General features: G+C 38.9%; 15 protein-coding genes. 2 read left to right on the forward strand and 13 right to left on the reverse strand.

The genetic code is table 11. From position 1 onward, the window contains the following. Positions 1 to 90: 90 nt before the first annotated feature. The 8 genes from rseP to rpsB form a co-directional block, all read right to left on the reverse strand. Positions 91 to 1,491: a sigma E protease regulator RseP gene (gene rseP / locus H5084_RS02015; RefSeq protein WP_182689373.1), complete on the reverse strand. Its 1,401-nt coding sequence runs from the start codon at positions 1,489 to 1,491 to the stop codon at positions 91 to 93. Beyond that, complete coding sequence (gene ispC, locus H5084_RS02020) at positions 1,485 to 2,726, reverse strand: 1-deoxy-D-xylulose-5-phosphate reductoisomerase (protein ID WP_182689436.1); 1,242 nt, start codon at positions 2,724 to 2,726, stop codon at positions 1,485 to 1,487. Before ispC ends, rseP begins: the two co-directional genes overlap by 7 nt. Positions 2,727 to 2,728: 2 nt before the next feature. Next, complete coding sequence (locus H5084_RS02025; protein ID WP_182689374.1) at positions 2,729 to 3,580, reverse strand: phosphatidate cytidylyltransferase; 852 nt, start codon at positions 3,578 to 3,580, stop codon at positions 2,729 to 2,731. Positions 3,581 to 3,612: 32 nt separating this feature from the next. Continuing rightward, the gene (gene uppS / locus H5084_RS02030) at positions 3,613 to 4,356 is read right to left on the reverse strand and encodes a polyprenyl diphosphate synthase (RefSeq protein ID WP_028867460.1); all 744 of its coding nucleotides are present in this window, start codon (positions 4,354 to 4,356) and stop codon (positions 3,613 to 3,615) included. A 67-nt stretch (positions 4,357 to 4,423) separates the two neighbouring features. Then, on the reverse strand, positions 4,424 to 4,981 hold the full coding sequence (gene frr, locus H5084_RS02035) for a ribosome recycling factor (protein ID WP_028867459.1): 558 nt from the start codon (positions 4,979 to 4,981) through the stop codon (positions 4,424 to 4,426). A 157-nt stretch (positions 4,982 to 5,138) separates the two neighbouring features. Then, a complete protein-coding gene (gene pyrH / locus H5084_RS02040) occupies positions 5,139 to 5,879 on the reverse strand; it encodes a UMP kinase (protein ID WP_028867458.1) in 741 nt (246 codons plus the stop codon). A gap of 196 nt (positions 5,880 to 6,075) precedes the next feature. After that, positions 6,076 to 6,945 (reverse strand): translation elongation factor Ts, encoded by an 870-nt coding sequence (gene tsf, locus H5084_RS02045; RefSeq protein ID WP_028867457.1) that lies wholly within the window; start codon positions 6,943 to 6,945, stop codon positions 6,076 to 6,078. Positions 6,946 to 7,044: 99 nt separating this feature from the next. After that, positions 7,045 to 7,776 (reverse strand): 30S ribosomal protein S2, encoded by a 732-nt coding sequence (gene rpsB, locus H5084_RS02050; protein WP_028867456.1) that lies wholly within the window; start codon positions 7,774 to 7,776, stop codon positions 7,045 to 7,047. A gap of 398 nt (positions 7,777 to 8,174) precedes the next feature. Here rpsB and map point away from each other — a divergent pair, with 398 nt between their 5' ends. Continuing rightward, positions 8,175 to 8,963, forward strand: a complete 789-nt coding sequence (gene map / locus H5084_RS02055) for a type I methionyl aminopeptidase (protein ID WP_182689375.1) — start codon at positions 8,175 to 8,177, stop codon at positions 8,961 to 8,963. 126 nt (positions 8,964 to 9,089) lie between these two features. Continuing rightward, positions 9,090 to 11,705 (forward strand): [protein-PII] uridylyltransferase, encoded by a 2,616-nt coding sequence (gene glnD / locus H5084_RS02060; RefSeq protein ID WP_028867454.1) that lies wholly within the window; start codon positions 9,090 to 9,092, stop codon positions 11,703 to 11,705. 244 nt (positions 11,706 to 11,949) lie between these two features. Here glnD and H5084_RS02065 read toward each other — a convergent pair whose 3' ends face one another. From H5084_RS02065 to H5084_RS02085, 5 genes are all read right to left on the reverse strand, one after another. Next, complete coding sequence (locus H5084_RS02065) at positions 11,950 to 13,002, reverse strand: ABC transporter ATP-binding protein (RefSeq protein ID WP_182689376.1); 1,053 nt, start codon at positions 13,000 to 13,002, stop codon at positions 11,950 to 11,952. Beyond that, entirely contained in the window at positions 13,002 to 14,633 is a 1,632-nt protein-coding gene (locus tag H5084_RS02070) for an iron ABC transporter permease (RefSeq protein ID WP_182689377.1), read from the reverse strand. The genes H5084_RS02065 and H5084_RS02070 overlap by 1 nt, the downstream gene beginning before the upstream one ends. Then, on the reverse strand, positions 14,623 to 15,636 hold the full coding sequence (locus H5084_RS02075; RefSeq protein WP_028867451.1) for an extracellular solute-binding protein: 1,014 nt from the start codon (positions 15,634 to 15,636) through the stop codon (positions 14,623 to 14,625). The genes H5084_RS02070 and H5084_RS02075 overlap by 11 nt, the downstream gene beginning before the upstream one ends. Before the next feature lie 133 nt (positions 15,637 to 15,769). Beyond that, the gene (locus tag H5084_RS02080; protein WP_182689378.1) at positions 15,770 to 17,335 is read right to left on the reverse strand and encodes a sigma-54 dependent transcriptional regulator; all 1,566 of its coding nucleotides are present in this window, start codon (positions 17,333 to 17,335) and stop codon (positions 15,770 to 15,772) included. A 2-nt stretch (positions 17,336 to 17,337) separates the two neighbouring features. Next, complete coding sequence (locus H5084_RS02085; RefSeq protein WP_182689379.1) at positions 17,338 to 18,468, reverse strand: PAS domain-containing sensor histidine kinase; 1,131 nt, start codon at positions 18,466 to 18,468, stop codon at positions 17,338 to 17,340. Between the last annotated feature and the right edge of the window lie 218 nt (positions 18,469 to 18,686).

Raw genomic sequence — 18,686 nt, forward strand, 5'->3', positions numbered from 1 at the left:
GTCAATGGGAAGTGAATCTTACTTTCAAATCGTGTTAGAAAGTAGCACTATCTCATTGTTTATATTCTATAATAAATTTTAGTGTTTCTTTTACAATAAATTAAAGTCGTTAAGCACAGCAATTGACATAAATGTGAATAAAACTGCCGCCCCTATTTTAAAGCCAAATTCTTGGACTCTTTCAGGGACCGGTTTACCTGTAATCACTTCGACAAAGTAATACATCAAATGACCACCATCTAAGACAGGTAGAGGTATTAAATTCATAATACCTAAATTAACGCTAATTAAAGCAATAAATCCTAAAAAATACGCAAATCCATAATCAGCACTCATCCCAGCACCTTTAGCAATACCAACAGGTCCACTAAGATTTTTTACCGATAAGTCACCAGTCACTAATTTAACTAATGTTGAAAAAGTTAACTCACTGAGCTGCCAAGTTTTATCAACTCCTTTTAAGAAAGAGTCAATCGGACCATATTTCAAGCTTACTCTAAACTGTTCAGGGTAAGGGTCAACCTTTGGTGCAACACCAATATAACCTTGTAATGTACCATCTGCACTTTCACGAGCGTCGGGGATGAGTGTGAGCGAGTGCTTGATAGCCCCCCTTTCAATCGCTAGCCGTAACGGTTGATTAGCATTTGTTTGGATCAACTTCACAAATTGTTGCCAATTATCTAACTGGACGCCATTAATAGCTATTAATTTGTCATCAACTTCTATTCCACTGCGTTGTGCAGCACTATTTTCGGCAACCCTTGCAGCACTTAAATGTACTTTTGGAGAATAAGGAATAAGCCCTAAGCTACTAATAATCGACTCTTTTTTAGGGTCAAACTTCCAATTAGCTAATGAGACTGTATAAGTTTGACTTGGTTCCCTGCTCTCGGTCAGTGTTGATTGAGAGTTTGAACTCAGGTCAAACAAATTAACAGGCGTGACGCTGAGCTCTACACTAGGCTCACCAATCTGTGCAACTAGAGCAAGATTGAGTGCTTCCCAATCATTAACTACTCGGCCATTAACCGCACTCACCTGAAAAGGGACTTGAGTTGTGATCACACTAACCGGCGAATTCTCAAGTACACCATTAACAACCGGTTTAGCACTTCCTACTCCAATCATGTACATTAAAAAGAAGGCAATAATAGCCAATAGAAAATTGGCTATAGGCCCAGCTGCAACAATGGCAATACGTTGCCATACTGACTTTTTATCAAAAGAGAATTCAGATAATGCTTCAGGCACTTCTTCAACCCGACCATCAAGCATTTTTACATAGCCGCCCAATGGAATTGCAGCGATCACAAACTCAGTACCGTGCTTATCCAGTTTTTTAAAAAGAACTTTACCAAAACCAATAGAAAAACGATGTACCTTTACTTGGCAGCGACGAGCAACCCAAAAATGGCCATACTCATGAATGGCAACTAGAATACTTAACGCAATAATGAATGCGGCTGTATTCCATATAAAATCTAACAAACCCCACCTCGATTAATCAATTTGCTCGCATTGTCTCTAGCCTGCTTATCTATTTCTAATAGCTGTTCAATTGACGAGACATGTTGATGCTGTAATGTATTTAAAACACTATCCACAATACGTGGAATATCCGTAAACTTGATACGTTGATCTAAAAAGGCTTGCACCGCGATTTCATTCGCCGCATTTAGTGACGTCGTCGCATGCTGTCCTTCATAACAAGCCTGTATCGCTAATTTCAAACAAGGGTAACGGTCATAATCAGGTTCTACGAAGGTAAAGTTAGCCGAGTTAAAAAAATCAAACTCCTCAGCACCACTTTTAATGCGTTTATCCCCTCCCATCACATGTGCAATAGGTATACGCATATCTGGATTACCCATTTGCGAAATGACACTACCATCTTGATACTGCACCATAGAATGGATCACTGATTGCGGGTGAATAATCACCTGTAACTGATCTTTATTAGTATTGAATAACCACCTTGCTTCAATGTACTCAAGGCCTTTGTTCATCATGGTTGCCGAATCTATAGAGATTTTAGGGCCCATGCTCCAATTTGGATGTTTAATTGCCACATCAGGCGTAATGCTTGAAAATTCGTGCAACTGTTTGGTTAAAAAAGGTCCGCCAGAGCCCGTTAATAAAATCTTAGAAACACCAGCGGCAGCTAAATCACAATGGCCGATGGTTTGTTGTAAATTCGGCGACATTGATTGAAATATAGCGTTATGTTCACTATCAACAGGCCACAACGTCGCACCTGATTTTTTTACTGCATCAATAAACAAAGCACCGGACATGACTAACGATTCTTTGTTTGCTAAGAAAATTTCTTTCCCCGCATGTACAGCCGCTAGCGTTGTTTTTAAACCAGCCGCACCAACAATGGCAGCCATCACAGAGTCAATTTCAGCACTACCTAATAATGCCAGTACTTCAGATTCAGGTAACATATGACAGTTGAGATTATTTTGTTGCAATAATTCTTTTAGTTGCAATCCAGCCTGTGGGTTTGCTAATGCAACATAAGCAGGTTTAAATTCAATACAAAGTGCCAGCATTTTTTCAACATTACTTGCCGCATACAAAAACTGCACATTATACAATTCAGGGTTATGACGACAGACACTCAAAGTGCTGTCTCCGATAGACCCCGTTGCACCTAATACAGCTAAGTTTTTAGCCACTGATTGCTTTAGTGTAGTGTTTTTGGTTGCATTGTTGGTCATCATTAAACGAGCCAATAAATATAAATAAGGGCAAACACCGGAACAGCAGCGGTCAAACTATCAATACGATCTAAGATGCCACCATGCCCAGGTAATAAATTACTACTGTCTTTTAAGCCTGCTTCTCGTTTAAAAATACTTTCCGTTAAATCACCTAAAGCAGAAACTAAGGTAGTGATCACTGAAGCAGCAAAAAACAATCCTAATTTTTCAGCCGGAATAGCAAAGAAATGACTCGCGAAATAAGCAACGATAACAGCACTCATTAAGCCGCCTAGTAACCCTTCGATGGTTTTACCCGGACTTACGTTGGGAGCTAATTTATGTTTACCAAATTGTCTGCCCGCGAAATAAGCACCAGAATCTGCAGCCCACACCAATAAAAACACATACATTAATAATTCAGCACCAAAATAGAAGTCGTGATGCATATTCACTGAACGTAGTACCACTAATCCCCAGAAAAAAGGAATCAAAGTAAGCAATCCAAAAATACTTTTTAGGAATTTGCTGTTTCGCCAAAGTGTCGCCGAAGTCGGATATCGAATAACCATGACTAAAGCTACACACCACCAAGTCGCAGCGACAGTCAATCCAGTAATTATATAATGATGAGGTAGTTCAGGGCCCCAAATCAAGCCGATCGGCATCAACATCAACGTAATACCGAGTATCAAGCCAAATATATAAAGAGTCGCTGAAGACGGTTGTTTACTGACAAAACCGGCCCACTCTTTACTAGCGAGTAAAAAAATACCAGCAGCAAATAGCATAAAAAATTGAAGAGGTAAAAAGAAAATAGCCGCAATGGCTAGTGGCGCTAATATAAGCGCGGTAATAATTCGTTGCTTCACAGAGAAATCCCGTTATATCTGTTGGGTAAAAATTAGTTATTTACTTGTGCACTGGTTTGTCCAAAACGTCGCTCTTTACCTGAGAACACATCTAGAGCTAATTGAAAGGCTTTGGCATCAAAATCAGGCCATAATATATCGGTAAAATATAACTCCGCATAAGCAAGTTGCCACAGCAAGAAGTTACTAATTCTGTAATCTCCTCCCGTTCGGATCATCAAATCAACATCAGGTAATTCACCTAAAGACAGTGTGTTAGTCAATAATTGCTCATTGATATTATCAACTTCTAAGACACCTTCTTTTACTTGTTGCGCTATTTTTTGGGTTGCACTAACAATATCCCAACGACCGCCATAGTTCGCAGCTACATTTAATGCTAAACCGGTATTATTTGCAGTTAATAACTGTGCTGCATGTACTTTTTTTTGCAGGCGATCACTAAAACCAGAGATATCACCAACAATAGTTAGTTTAATATTATTTTTATGGAGTTTTTTTACTTCGCTACCAAGCACAGTAAAAAACAGCTCCATTAGCATATTCACTTCCTGTTCAGGACGTTTCCAATTCTCACTACTAAAAGCAAAAATGGTTAATGCTTCAATATTTTTTTCAGCGGCAAAAGCAATGCTCTTACGCAGCGCTTTTACGCCGTGTTTATGACCAAAAACTCGGTGTTTTCCTTTTTGTTCTGACCAGCGGCCATTTCCATCCATTATGATGGCAACATGTTTAGGGAAATTACTTTTAAGTGTTTCTGATCTCACAATAATCCTTTATTAACAATTAAATGCACCGACTAGTCACTAGAGGGTGCATTTTTTTGAACACTTGTTAGTTTTATACTTCTAACAATTCAGCTTCTTTAACCGCCAATACTTCATCTACTTTTTTGATGCTTTCATTAGTTACTTTTTGTACTAGCTCTTCACCTTGACGTTGTTGATCTTCGCTAATTTCTTTTTCTTTTTCTAGATCTTTAAAGTCACCATTTGCATCACGGCGAATATTACGAATAGCAACACGTGTATTTTCAGCTTCACCACGAACCACTTTAATTAAGTCTTTACGACGCTCTTCTGTTAATGGTGGTAAAGGAATGCGAATAACGGTACCTGCAGACATAGGATTTAACCCTAAGTTAGAGCCCATAATCGCTTTTTCTACTGCTGCAATTAAAGTCGCATCAAATACAGTTACTGTTAATGTACGTGAATCTTCAGTTGATACGTTACCCACTTGACGTAACGGTGTGTTAGAGCCGTAATAAGGCACCATAATGCCATCAAGTAAACTAGGGTGTGCACGACCTGTACGTACTTTAGCTAATTGGCTTTTAAACGATTCAATGCTTTTATTCATTCGAGTTTGAGCATCATCTTTGATTTCGTTAATCATATTTAGTTCCTAACTTATTAGTTCATTATCAAATTTTGTTATCTATATTGGCAACTATTTTTTAACTGATGTAATTTTTTACTAATATCGCTTTAGAAATAGTCACTTTTTTTAAAGATCACAACTGTTTTCAGCATTGTAATCGTTAAATAAACAATTAAATATTTTCCTGTGCGTGGGTGATAGTTGTACCTTCATCACCGCCTAAAACAACACGGCTTAATGCACCTGGTTTATTCATATTGAAAACACGAATTGGCAGGCTATGGTCTCGTGCTAAGGTAAATGCAGCTAAATCCATCACTTGTAGCTCTTTCTCTAATACCGTTTGGTAATCTAATACACTGTATAATTTTGCATCTGGATTTTTTACTGGGTCTGCATCATAAACACCATCGACTTTAGTACCTTTAAGTACGGCATCGGCTTCAATTTCGATACCACGTAAACAAGCAGCAGAATCAGTCGTAAAGAACGGATTACCTGTACCCGCAGCAAAAATAACTACAGTGCCTAATTTTAAATATTTAATCGCTTCGGCCCAGTTGTAATCATCACATACGCCATTTAGAGGAATAGCAGACATTAAACGAGAATTAACGTGTGAACGGTGTAATGCATCACGCATTGCTAAGCCATTCATTACTGTCGCTAACATTCCCATATGGTCGCCTACCACACGATTCATTCCCGCTTGAGCAAGGCCCGCACCACGGAAAATATTACCACCACCAATCACTAAACCAACTTGTACACCAGACTCAATCAAAGATTTAATCTCTAAGGCCATACGATCCAATACCTTAGGATCAATACCAAACCCTTCTTCACCAACGAGGGCTTCACCGCTCAGTTTTAATAAAATACGACGATATGCTGATTTAGGGTTAGTGCTCATAATTTCATTCCTTAAGTTGAAATAATACCGATTTTTTAAAAAATCATACAAGATATTTTAAAAAATAGGTCTCAAATTCGTTTATTAAGCAGGCATATTCACTTTCTTCTGAATATAAAAGAACCGCAGGCATGCCGCGGTTCTTTTTTACAACGGAACAATGCTAAAAAACATTACCTATTGTTTTTAAAGTAGATTACTTAGAAGCAGCCATAGTTGCAGCAACTTCAGCAGCGAAATCTTCTACTTTTTTCTCAATACCTTCACCAACTTCTAAACGAACAAAAGAGACTACGTCTGCACTTGCACCTTTAAGAAGTTTAGCAACACTCATTGATGGATCTTTAATGAATGCTTGACCAGTTAAGCTTACTTCACCAGTAAATTTAGCCATACGACCAGAAACCATTTTTTCTGCGATTTCAGCAGGTTTACCGCTTTCGATTGCAATTTGTAACTGGATTTCTTTCTCTTTAGCAACAACGTCAGCAGGTACATCTTCAGGTTTAACAAACTGAGGAGCGGCTGCAGCAACGTGCATCGCGATATCTTTAGCTAGGTCAGCATCACCGCCAGTTAGCACAGAGATAACACCGATTTTACGGCTGTGTACGTAAGCGCCAAGGTTTTCACCTTCTACGATTTGTAAACGACGTACAGAGATGTTTTCGCCGATTTTAGCAACTAACAATTCACGCGCTTCTTCAACGGTAGAATCGTCATATGCTAGTGCGTTTAATGCTTCAACGCTGTCTACTTTATTTTCAAGCGCGATATCAGCTACTTTCTCAGCAAATGCTAAGAAGCTTTTATCCATTGCAACGAAGTCTGTTTCACAGTTAACTTCGATGATTAATGCAGTAGTACCGTTAGTTTTTGCAAAGATAGCGCCTTCAGCAGCAATACGGCCTGCTTTTTTAGCGGCTTTGATTGCACCTGATTTACGCATGTTTTCAATTGCAAGCTCGATGTCGCCATCTGCTTCAACTAATGCTTTTTTACAATCCATCATACCCGCAGCAGTGCGGTCACGAAGTTCTTTAACTTGCTGAGCTGTAATAGCCATTGTTCGAATTCCTATTTTGATTCTATAAAAAAGGGGTCATATAGACCCCTGATAACCAACCAATGATTGGTTAATAAGAGCTTCTATTAGTAGAAGAACTTATTTCTCAGCTGATTCTTCTTCAACAAAACCTTCAGCTACTACTACTTCTGCAGTACGGCCTTCTTTAACAGCTGTAGCAGCTGCACTTAAGTAAAGCTTAACTGCACGGATAGCATCATCATTACCAGGAACGATGTAATCGATGTTATCTGGGCAAGAGTTAGTATCTACAACAGCGATAACTGGAATACCTAGGTTATTCGCTTCTTTAATTGCAATGTGCTCGTGATCAGCATCGATTACGAAGATTACATCTGGGATACCACCCATGTTTTTGATACCACCAAGTGTTTTTTCAAGCTTCTCTAATTCACGAGTACGCATAAGCGCTTCTTTCTTAGTTAACTTGTCAAAAGTACCGTCTTGGCTTTGAACTTCAAGATCTTTCAAACGTTTGATCGATTGACGAACTGTTTTCCAGTTAGTCAACATACCACCTAACCAACGGTGATCAACATAGAATTGGTCACAAGCAATCGCTGCTTCTTTAACCGCTTCTGATGCAGCACGTTTAGTACCAACAAAAAGGACTTTACCTTTTTTAGATGCTTTAGCTTCTAGGAAGTTAAGCGCTTGGTTAAACATTGGAACTGTTTTTTCAAGGTTGATGATATGAACTTTATTACGAGCACCAAAAATGAATGGTTTCATTTTTGGGTTCCAGTAACGAGTTTGGTGACCGAAGTGAACGCCTGCTTGTAGCATATCGCGCATTGATACTGTTGCCATTTGAATTTCCTTTTAGGGGGTTAGGCCTCCACACATCCCATACACTCGACCATTAATTTCTTATACAGAAAAAGGCACCCCGAGTGACGTGTCGATGCGTGTGTGTTGTTTAAGTAATAATCCTTATTATTCAATAAATTATATGTTTTGAATGGATTATATTGATTATTTAAGAAAGCGATTAAAAAATTAATCTATCAATCTCGGTGCGCTTTATACCACAGTTAGCTAATTAGCTCAATAAATAGCGTATTAATTAACGTATTTTTTGATTCCTTTTGTCACCCCTATTCCCTTGTCCATTGTAAGGCTTTCTGAAATGGATTTTATCTAGCACCAACGCCTAAAATTCTTTATAGTTGTCTTATAATAATTTATTCAAAGTATAGAGATATAACATGTCTGGACTCATTAAAACTGCTCAAGAAATAGAAAAAATGCGCATTGCAGGACAACAAGCTGCTGACGTATTAACCATGATTGAACCTCATGTTAAGAAAGGGGTTACTACCAACGAACTAAATCAGCTTTGTCATGATTTTATCGTTAATGAACAAGGGGGCATTCCAGCTCCGTTGAACTACCATGGTTTTCCTAAGTCTATCTGTACGTCATTAAACTATGTTGTATGCCACGGTATTCCTAACGATAAACCACTAAAAGACGGTGATGTATTAAATATAGATATCACAGTGATTAAAGATGGTTATCACGGTGACACATCTAAAATGTTCATGGTTGGAAAACCATCTATTTTGGCTGAGCGTTTAGCACGTGTAACACAAGAATGTTTATACATCGGAATTAATATGGTTAAACCCGGTGCGCGTTTAGGTGATATCGGCGCTGCAATTCAAAAACACGCAGAAAACCACAACTATTCAATCGTTCGTGAATATTGCGGCCACGGTATTGGTGCAGGTTTCCATGAAGAACCACAAGTACTGCATTACGGTAAAAAAGGCACTGGTGAAGTATTAAAAGCAGGGCAATGTTTTACCATTGAACCTATGCTTAATGCAGGTAAACGTGATTGTAAAGTATTACGTGATGAATGGACTGTTGTGACTAAAGATAAAAAACTATCGGCACAATGGGAACACACGCTCTTGGTAACTGAAACGGGTGTTGAAATTTTAACATTGCGCCCAGAAGAAACTATCGACCGAATCATTAACCCTGTGTAAGTAGTATTTAAAAAATGAACGTAAATAGCCAGTACGTTGTCAATAAGGTACTGGCTATTATCAAGGCGCTAATATTGGGCCGTTAATATCGAAGCATCATGTTGAGGCACAAAATCGAGGCATTAAATGGACTTTGAACAGTATTCCCCGCTACAAATTCAACCACAAGATCTAACTATTCCTTTCATCAAAAAACATCTGCAACAATTTTCTGACTGGCAACTTGAACAATTCAAAGCGAAAAAAAATATTAATAAAATTGTGTCGTTACGTGCACGTTATATTGATGAGCTTTTAAGTCGTTTATGGGATTTAGTCGGGTTAGATGAGAGCTATGATTTAAGTCTTTTAGCTGTAGGTGGGTATGGCCGTGGTGAACTACACCCCAAATCTGATATCGACTTGCTAATACTGTCAGACCATGGTTTTAGTAAACAATCTGAAGAAAAAATAGGCCAATTAATCACCCTACTCTGGGATTTAAAGCTGGATGTAGGTAATAGCGTTCGCACCTTAAAAGATTGTTTAGAACAGGGTAAAGCGGATATTACTGTTGCCACCAGCATGATTGAATCTCGCTTGATTAAAGGCAATGAAAGTACCTTTGAAAAACTACAAGAGCTGATTAGTAAAGATGACTTTTGGCCATCGGATGAATTTTTTACAGTTAAAAAAGAAGAACAGTTTGGACGCCATAAAAACTGCCGAGGTGATGGATATAACCTAGAGCCAGATATTAAAAATGGTTGTGGTGGTTTACGAGATATTCAGACTATTGCCTGGGTTTCGAAACGTCACTTTGATGCCCATAGTCTATTAGAATTAACCACTTACGGTTATATCACACAGGGTGAATACCACGAAGTTAGTGATTGTCAGTCGCAGCTTTGGACCATACGCTTTGCATTACATACTGTCACAAATCGCCCAGATAACCGCTTACTATTTGATTTCCAAAGTGAAGTAGCAAAGCTATTAGGCTACACAGGTCAGCGCAATGAAGCCGTAGAACAGATGATGAAGATGTTCTATCAAACCATTCGCCGTGTAAAAGAGCTTAATGAAATGTTATTGCAATATTTTGATGAAGCGATTTTAGGTAATGTAACGACCACCGAATTTCATGATATTGATGACAATTTTCGAATCCGTGGTAATAAAATCGAGCTAACCACCTCTGGTTACTTTCAGGATAACCCTGAAGCGATATTACAACTGTTTGTGCATATTGCCGATGACTCACGTATTAAAGGTATTTATTCAAGCACGCTACGCGAACTGCGTGAGGCAAGACGCTGCTTGACCCATTGGTTGCAAAATATTCCAGAATGTCGCGCTGTATTTATGCAAATTATTAGGCATCCTCGCGGCATGGGTATCCCTTTTACCTTAATGTATGAATATGGTGTGTTAGCCGCTTACATTCCTCAATGGAGCCGTATCGTCGGACAAATGCAGTTTGATCTGTTTCATGCTTACACGGTGGACGCACATACGCATAAGCTTGCTAAATTCATCTATAACTACCCAAAAAGCAAAGCCGAGCATCCACTTGCCCACGAAATATATAAAAAGTTAGAGAAACCAGAGCTGTTATTCTTAGCCACTATTTTCCATGATATTGCGAAGGGCCAACAAGGTGATCACTCTACATTAGGCGCAGTGGATGCCTTAGCGTTTTGTGAATTGCATGGGCTTACTCGCCATGAAGGAAAAGTAGTTGCTTGGTTAGTAGAACAACATTTAACCATGTCTGTCACCGCTCAACGTCGTGATATCAGCGATCCTAATGTTATTATTACCTTCGCCAAAACCGTACGCGATGAAAAGTACCTTAACTTATTGTATTGTTTAACCGTGGCTGATATTTGCGCAACCAATGAGGAAACATGGAATAGCTGGAAAGGTACTTTATTACGTGACCTCTATTACAAAACCTTGACCATGTTACGTCGTGGTTTAGAGAATCCACCGGATATTCGCGATCGTATTCGAGATCGTCAATTAAAAGCATTGGGTATTTTAGCTGAACTAGGGATTAGTGAAGAAAAAGTGAAGCCACTATGGAAACGTTTTAGGCTCAATTACTTTTTCCGTTATACCTCAGCACAGATTTGCTGGCACACGCAAAACTTATTGCATCACCAAGACCATACTAAACCTTTGGTCTTGATCAGTACCAATAATGCACGCGGAGGCAGTGAAATATTTGTTTATCATAAAGATATGCCACTGCTATTTTCTTCCGTTGTGACTGAAATAGATAATAAGAAACTAAGTGTACACGATGCAAAAATTCTCTCTAGCCGAGATAATTATTCACTTAGTACCTTCACCGTATTAGAGGAAGATGGTGAACATATTGATGACGATAAAATTCAACGTCTACGAGAAGCGATCACAGATACTTTATTAAAACCAGACGTAGTTAACTCCAACATCATTAGACTGGAGCGAGTTAAGCGTCCCTTTAAATTCGAGCCTAAAATAACGTTTCTACCAACACGTCGGAAACGTACTCAGATTGAAGTGGTAGCATTCGATGCGCCTGGTATTCTGGCTAATATAGGAACCGTATTTGTAGACCATGGTTTAATGCTTGATACCGCTAAAATCTCCACCATAGGCGAACGCGCAGAAGATTTGTTTATTGTCTCCACTGCTGATGGGGATTCACTGACAAAAGAGCAAGAGGAAAGCTTAAAAGCGAGTTTAATGTATGAACTAAGTCCAAGTACTTAGCACTCCTGCAGCTTTAGTTTTCACAACCTATGCCACACTAAAAAAAGTGCACTTAAAAAGTGTTCGCTTTAAAAACAAAAAGCCAGCGATGCATTACAGCGCTGGCTTTTTTATGATGCTAACTATTGATTAACTTAGTAATCTAAACTAATTCACTAATCTAAACCTGCAACCTAGTCATTCACTAACTTAGCACTTCAGAGTTTCAGAGTTTCAGAGTTTCAGAGTTTCACATCAGAGGAGACTAACAGTTCTCAAAGGTTACAAATTCATGATTCGATATAGTCAAAGAAACCCTATCTCCAACACTAAACGCTAAACATTCACTGCTACTATTACTGTATCTCACGGTGAACTCTTGCCCAGCAAACTGCACACTAATTTGTTGTAATGCACCTTGAAAATCGACCTGTTTGACCAACGCTTCACCTTTTAGGTCTGGGGTTATCTCAATATGTTCAGGGCGCAATAATAAGCGTAGCTGTTTACCAATCGTTTGTTCAATCACGCTATTACTGCCTAATAAACCAAAACAACTCTGGTAACTATATTTGTCTACCACTTGTACATCAATATAGTTAGCTTGCCCCATAAAATTAGCAACATAGGGCGAGTTAGGTTTACGATACAATTTTTGAGCTGTATCGATTTGTACAATTTTCCCCGCTTGCATCAATGCAATACGGTCAGCAAAAGCAAAACCTTCTTCTTTAGAGTGAGTCACAAACAAAGCACTCATTTGACGTTGTTTAAATAATTGACGGATCTCATGGATCAATTGAAAACGCACATGTTGGTCTAAATTAGAAAAAGGTTCATCTAGCAGCATTAAATCTGGCTGATAAGCTAAAGCACGTGCAATAGCAATACGCTGTTGTTGTCCGCCAGATAATTGATGCGGGAAACGCGCACTAAGGTCGCTTAATTGCACTAGTGCCAATACTTCCTGCACACGTTGTTGTTTTTCTTGCTTAGTCATTTTGGTTAGTGAAAAAGCGACATTATCAAAAACATTTAAATGTGGGAAAAGCGCATAATCTTGAAAAATAAGACCAATTTTTCTCAACTCGGGTGGAATATAGGTTTGTGGATCATTTAATACTTTTTGACGAATACTAATTTGTCCGGTTAATTCTGTTTGCAAACCGGCAACCGCTCTTAATAAGGTTGTTTTACCGCAGCCACTTTCACCTAATAAGCACACAATTTCATTATCATGTAAGTTCAGATCCAAGTTTTCTAATACCGCTGTTTTTTGATAAGAACAGCTTAAGTTTTGGATATTTAACGCACTCATTAAGTTTTTTTCTCCAACAAACGATTTACCACAATAAAAGGAACTAACCCTAATCCAATAATCATTAGCGCAGGCAATGCAGCTAGCTCTATCATCTCATCGGATACAAATTGATAAACGTAAGTGGCTAATGTTTCAAAATTAAAAGGTCGCAATAATAGCGCGGCAGGTAATTCTTTCATAGATTCAATAAAAACTAAAATAAATGCCGTGAGCATACCTTTTCTAATTAACGGAATATTAACTCGCCAAAGTGTTTTAACAGGGCCATTACCTAGCGTTCTAGACGCGAGATCTAACGAAGGTGAAACCTGCACTAAGTTACTATCGATACTGCCCACGGCAATAGCACTAAAACGTACTAAATAACCTAATACCAAAATAACTAATGAGCCAGATAACAGCAAGCCAACAGGCTTAAGGTCTAAGCCTAACAACACATCATTTAACCATAAATCGATACTAGTAAGCGGGATCAGCACACCAATCGCAACCACAGTACCCGGTACAGCATAACCAAGTGAAGATAAACGAATGCTAGATTTAGCACCTAATCCAGGGCTTAAACGTTGATAAAAATTAACTAATAGCGCAACCAAGATAGCTAATATAGCGACTAAAAAGGCTAACCACAGACTATTTAAGGTGTATTGCATTAAGTCATTGTTTAACGAAGCATTAAAATAGTTAACTGCATAATATAAAAGCGTCGCAATCGGTATAAATAAAGAGAAGGCTAATAACGACCAAGTGAACGCTAATACGCCCCACTTTTGCCACCCCGTTAATACAAAACGCAGCTCGGTATTACCACTGCCATTACGTTGATAAACTTGTTGTTTACGACGACTATAACTTTCTAACGATATTAAAATCACAATCGCTAACAACATTAAAGACGATATTTTGGCAGCGGTCGTCAAACTACCTAATTCTAACCAAGTATCATAGATAGCCGTAGTTAACGTATGCACAGCAAAATAGTTGACCGTTGCAAAATCACCTAATGTTTCCATGGCGATTAATGAAACACCTACAGCCATAGCAGAACGAGATAAAGGGATACTGACTCGCCAAAAAGCACGTAAAGGTGGTACACCTAAGGTTCTTGCCGCCTGAAATAACCCTGCAGACTGAGTTAAAAAAGCGCCACGTAATAACAGATATAAATAAGGGAAAAGCGATAAGGCTAAAATAATAGAAGCACCAAATAAGGTGCGCACTTCAGGGAAATAATAATCACTCGGTTGCCAATCAAACAAAGCCCGTATCGTTAACTGTACGGGGCCAGCAAAGTCTAATAAATCGGTATAAACAATCGCGATAATATAGGGCGGCATAGCGAGGGGTAACATCAGCATCCACTGTAACTTCTCACGAGTAGGAAACTCGCAACAGGCTACAAACCAAGCGCAGGGCAAAGCAAACAGAATACTTAATAAAACAACATACACAATAACTAAGAGAGAGTTACTAATATACGTGGATAAAACGGTATCAATAAGGTGTTGAAAACTACCACTTTCGTCGACAGAGAAAGCGCTTAAAAATATAGCAAGAACAGGGGATAACAAAATACAAGTTACTACCCAAGGCAGTAACTTGTACAGGTTGAACGACTTAGAGATCAAATTTCACTTCATCCAGTAACTTAATGGCGGCTTGATGTTGTGCAGCAATATCAGATAGTTTGATATCGTCTGCTTTAAACTTGCCCCATGATGCAACCAATTTAGAAGGTTGTACATCTTCTTTTACAGGATATTCGTAATTGATTTCAGCATACATCTGTTGTGCAACATCACCCGATAGGAATTCCATCAATTTAATTGCATTGTTTTTATTAGGCGCATATTTAGTAAGTGCAATACCACTCACGTTAACATGTGTACCCGTTGTTGCTTGATTAGGGAAATTAATATGAACCGATTCAGCCCAAGCAACTTGCTTTGGATCGTTTAACATTTTACCTAAGTAGTAACTGTTGGTTAAAGCGTAATCACATAAACCTTCTTTAACTGCTTTAACTTGTGCACGGTCATTACCCTGTGGTTTACGTGCTAAGTTTGCTTTTAAACCTTCTAACCAAGTTTTTGCCTTTGCTTCGCCTTCATGAGCAATAATAGACGCTAACAAAGAAACATTGTAAGGATGTTTACCAGAGCGCATACATACTTTGCCTTTAAAAGCAGGTGTCGCTAAATCTTGGTAAGTAATGGTAGGAGCAGGACCTACACGTTCTACTGAAGAATAAATATTACGCGCACGGCTAGTTAATGCATACCACTGTTTTTCAGCGCCATGAAATTGACTCGGAATATTTTTATTTAGAATATCGCTATCAACGGGTTGTGCTAGACCTTCTTCCGTAAACATAGTTAGGCGGCTAAAATCAGACGTTAACATAAGATCTGCTGTAGATAATTTACCTTCACGCTTAATACGCTCAATCAAGCCTTTTTTAGCAAATAGAATATTCACTTTAACGCCCGTTTCAGCGGTGAATTCTTTCATCATCGGCTCAATTAAAAACGGTTGGCGATACGAATATACGTTCACTTCTTCAGCAGCAAAAGACATTGAACTCGCAAGTGCCGATGTACCTGCTAACAAAACTGTTAAACTTTTTTTAATAGACATATTGTTTCCCATAAATAAGCGTGATGATCAATAGAACGGCATTCTAATGATAACAATTCTTATTTACAAGTGTAATTGCACAAATAATGCGTAAAAGGTGTCATATTCTGTCAAAAATCGTTTTTTTTTACGCAGGTAAAGCAATGCCTTGCTCTTTCATACGGGCAATTTTATAACGCAATGTACGAGGGCTAATACCAAGCAACTCTGCTACATCTTTACGTTTACCGCGACAGGTTTGTAACGCTTCTAATATAATTTTTTGCTCTTGTTGTTTGAGACCTTGCCCCAAAGCTTCAGGTTCTTCAGTTACAGATGCTCCATCGGATTCAGCTATCGTTGCTGGAGTGCTACTTATAGTTGCATTACCAAAGTCACTAACAAGATTTTTGTGTAGATCATTATCAAAGCCACTATTAATACGATTATTACTATACAACTGCCCCTCAGAGCGAGAATCAACATCGCCAGCCTCTATTGCTGGTGATTGATCTTGCACTGTGGCCTTAGAAATAAGCGGTTGTTGCATATGCTCAAACTGTTGATCTTCTAAAATTAGCGCATCACAGTCAATCACATCATCATTACCTAAAATCAAGGCGCGTTGCATTACATTGTCTAATTCACGCACATTGCCTGGCCATGAATAAGCAAATAAACATTGCTTAGCCGCTTCCGATAATGAAGGGATCGCAGAAGACTGATCTTTAGCATGACGCGCTAATAAATGCTCAGCAAGTGGGATGATATCGCCTTTACGCTGTTTTAACGGTAACCACTGTAATGGAAAAACATTCAAACGGTAATACAGATCTTCACGGAAAGTCCCTGCTTCTACAGCTTGTTTAATATCACGATTACTGGTGGCTAATACACGAATATTTAATTTAATAGTTTTACGAGAGCCTAAACGTTCCACTTCTCTTTCTTGTAAAACACGGAGCAGCTTAACTTGTAACTCCAAGGGCATTTCGCTAATTTCGTCTAATAAAATAGTGCCATTTTGTGCTTGTTCAAACTTACCAGGACAGGCTTGAACAGCGCCAGTAAAGGCCCCTTTCTCATAACCAAATAAGGTCGATTCAAGCATGGTATCTGGAATAGCCGCACAGTTAATCGCCACAAAAGCTTGATCTTTACGCGATGATTTATCATGTAAATAACGCGATAACACTTCTTTACCTGAACCACTTGGACCAGTGATCATCACCGACGCATCGGAAGCCGCCACTTTTTCAGCCATTTTAAACAAAGCCGCAGTATTAGGGTCGCCAAAAATAGGCGTACACGAAGGCACTTTATGAACAGGCGCATAGCGACTTACTTGATTCAATAACACCTCAGGTGAAAAGGGTTTTGCTAAATAATCAATGGCACCATCGCGAATAGCTTTAACCGCATCATCAATCGTTGCGTAGGCTGTCATCAATAAAACTGGTATTTCAGGGTGAAGGCTTTTAATATTTTGCAATAAGGTTAAACCACTCATTCCGCCCATTTGAATATCACTGATTACCAAGTCGTAACGTGATTTTCCAAGTGCCGCTTTATTAAGTTCAACCAACGCCGCTTCGCCACTGTCGACTTCTTGACAGTCATAACCTGCTAATAACAAAGTATCAATTAACGCTTCACGTAATCCAGCATCATCTTCTACGACTAATAACCTACCCTGTGATTGATTATGCGACATAATTAAGCTCCTATTACCTTGCTCAGTGCATTGCTCTGTACATTACTCAGTGTATTGTTGTCTTCTCTAAACTCAGCAATACGATGCAAGGGCAACACTAAAGTAAAACAGCTCCCCTTGCCGACTTCCGACTTAACTTCCACCGTGCCACTATGTGCCTGAGCAACACTTTGCACTACCGCAAGGCCAAGACCTGTACCTTGAGATTTAGTGGTATAAAAAGCTTCCATTACTTGTGCTAAACGTTGTTTTTCAATACCTGGCCCATTATCCATCACTGAGATTTCTAAATGCGAAGGGCCTCGTTGCACAGCACTAATATATAATTGCGCCCCTTCACCGGTAGCTTCAATGGCATTGGAAATAAGGTTGGTCATGGCACTGGTTAATGCACTTTTATTGGCCAGAATAAATAAATCAGGATTGGGTAAGCGACACTGCAAATGGCCATTAACACTTAATAACATGGCATCACTGGCTTCTTGCACTTCTTCTAATAATGTTGCAACGGAGACTTCCTCTACAATCTTCTGCTCACCACTACGGGCAAACAACAACATATCGTTCACTTGCGTTTCTAAATCTTGCAGCCGGTTCATTAACTTGCCTTGAAAGCGAGCACGAGAGCTTTCATTTAATGTTTTATTCGCAAGGTTGGCACCGTATAACATAGCCGCCGATAATGGAGTGCGGATTTGATGCGCTAATGACGCCACCATTTTACCCAATGAGGATAAACGCTTTAATGTGGCAACATGCTCTTGTAGTTGGCGAGTATGGGTAAGATCTGTGAGTAGAATTAACTGCCCAGGCTGGCCTTGTAAAGAAGAGATAGATAACTGAATACGGCGACCATTCTTTAATGATATTTCATGGCCATCATCATTTTTAGGACTAAAAGAGCGTTTGATCACATCACCCCAAAGCATATTCTCTAAAGGTTCACCTAACAACTGCACTGCGACACGGTTTGCTTGTTCCACAATCCCGTTACCATTAATAACAATCAACCCAGAAGGTAATTCTTTATACAACTGCTCCATGTAGTTCGCTTGAGCACGTAACTGCTGTAACTCACCGACATAACGTTCAGTTTGTAATGGCGTATTATTTGTTGATTGTGAAGTTGTCATAGCAACACCTAAAAATAAAGATAGATATCACTACTAAGCAGTTATTATGCCAACCAAATAAATCAATTACTTTACAGTAAGATAAAAGCAAATAGCCATAAAAATGACAGTCCTAAAAACAAAAAACCGCACTATTAAAAGCACGGTTTCTGATGCAAAAGTATCGCTAAATACTCGGCTTACCTTTTGATATTACTTTTTGATGTTACCTTTTAATG

The organism is Psychromonas sp. SR45-3 (assembly GCF_014163575.1).
GTDB classification, from domain to species: domain Bacteria; phylum Pseudomonadota; class Gammaproteobacteria; order Enterobacterales; family Psychromonadaceae; genus Psychromonas; species Psychromonas arctica.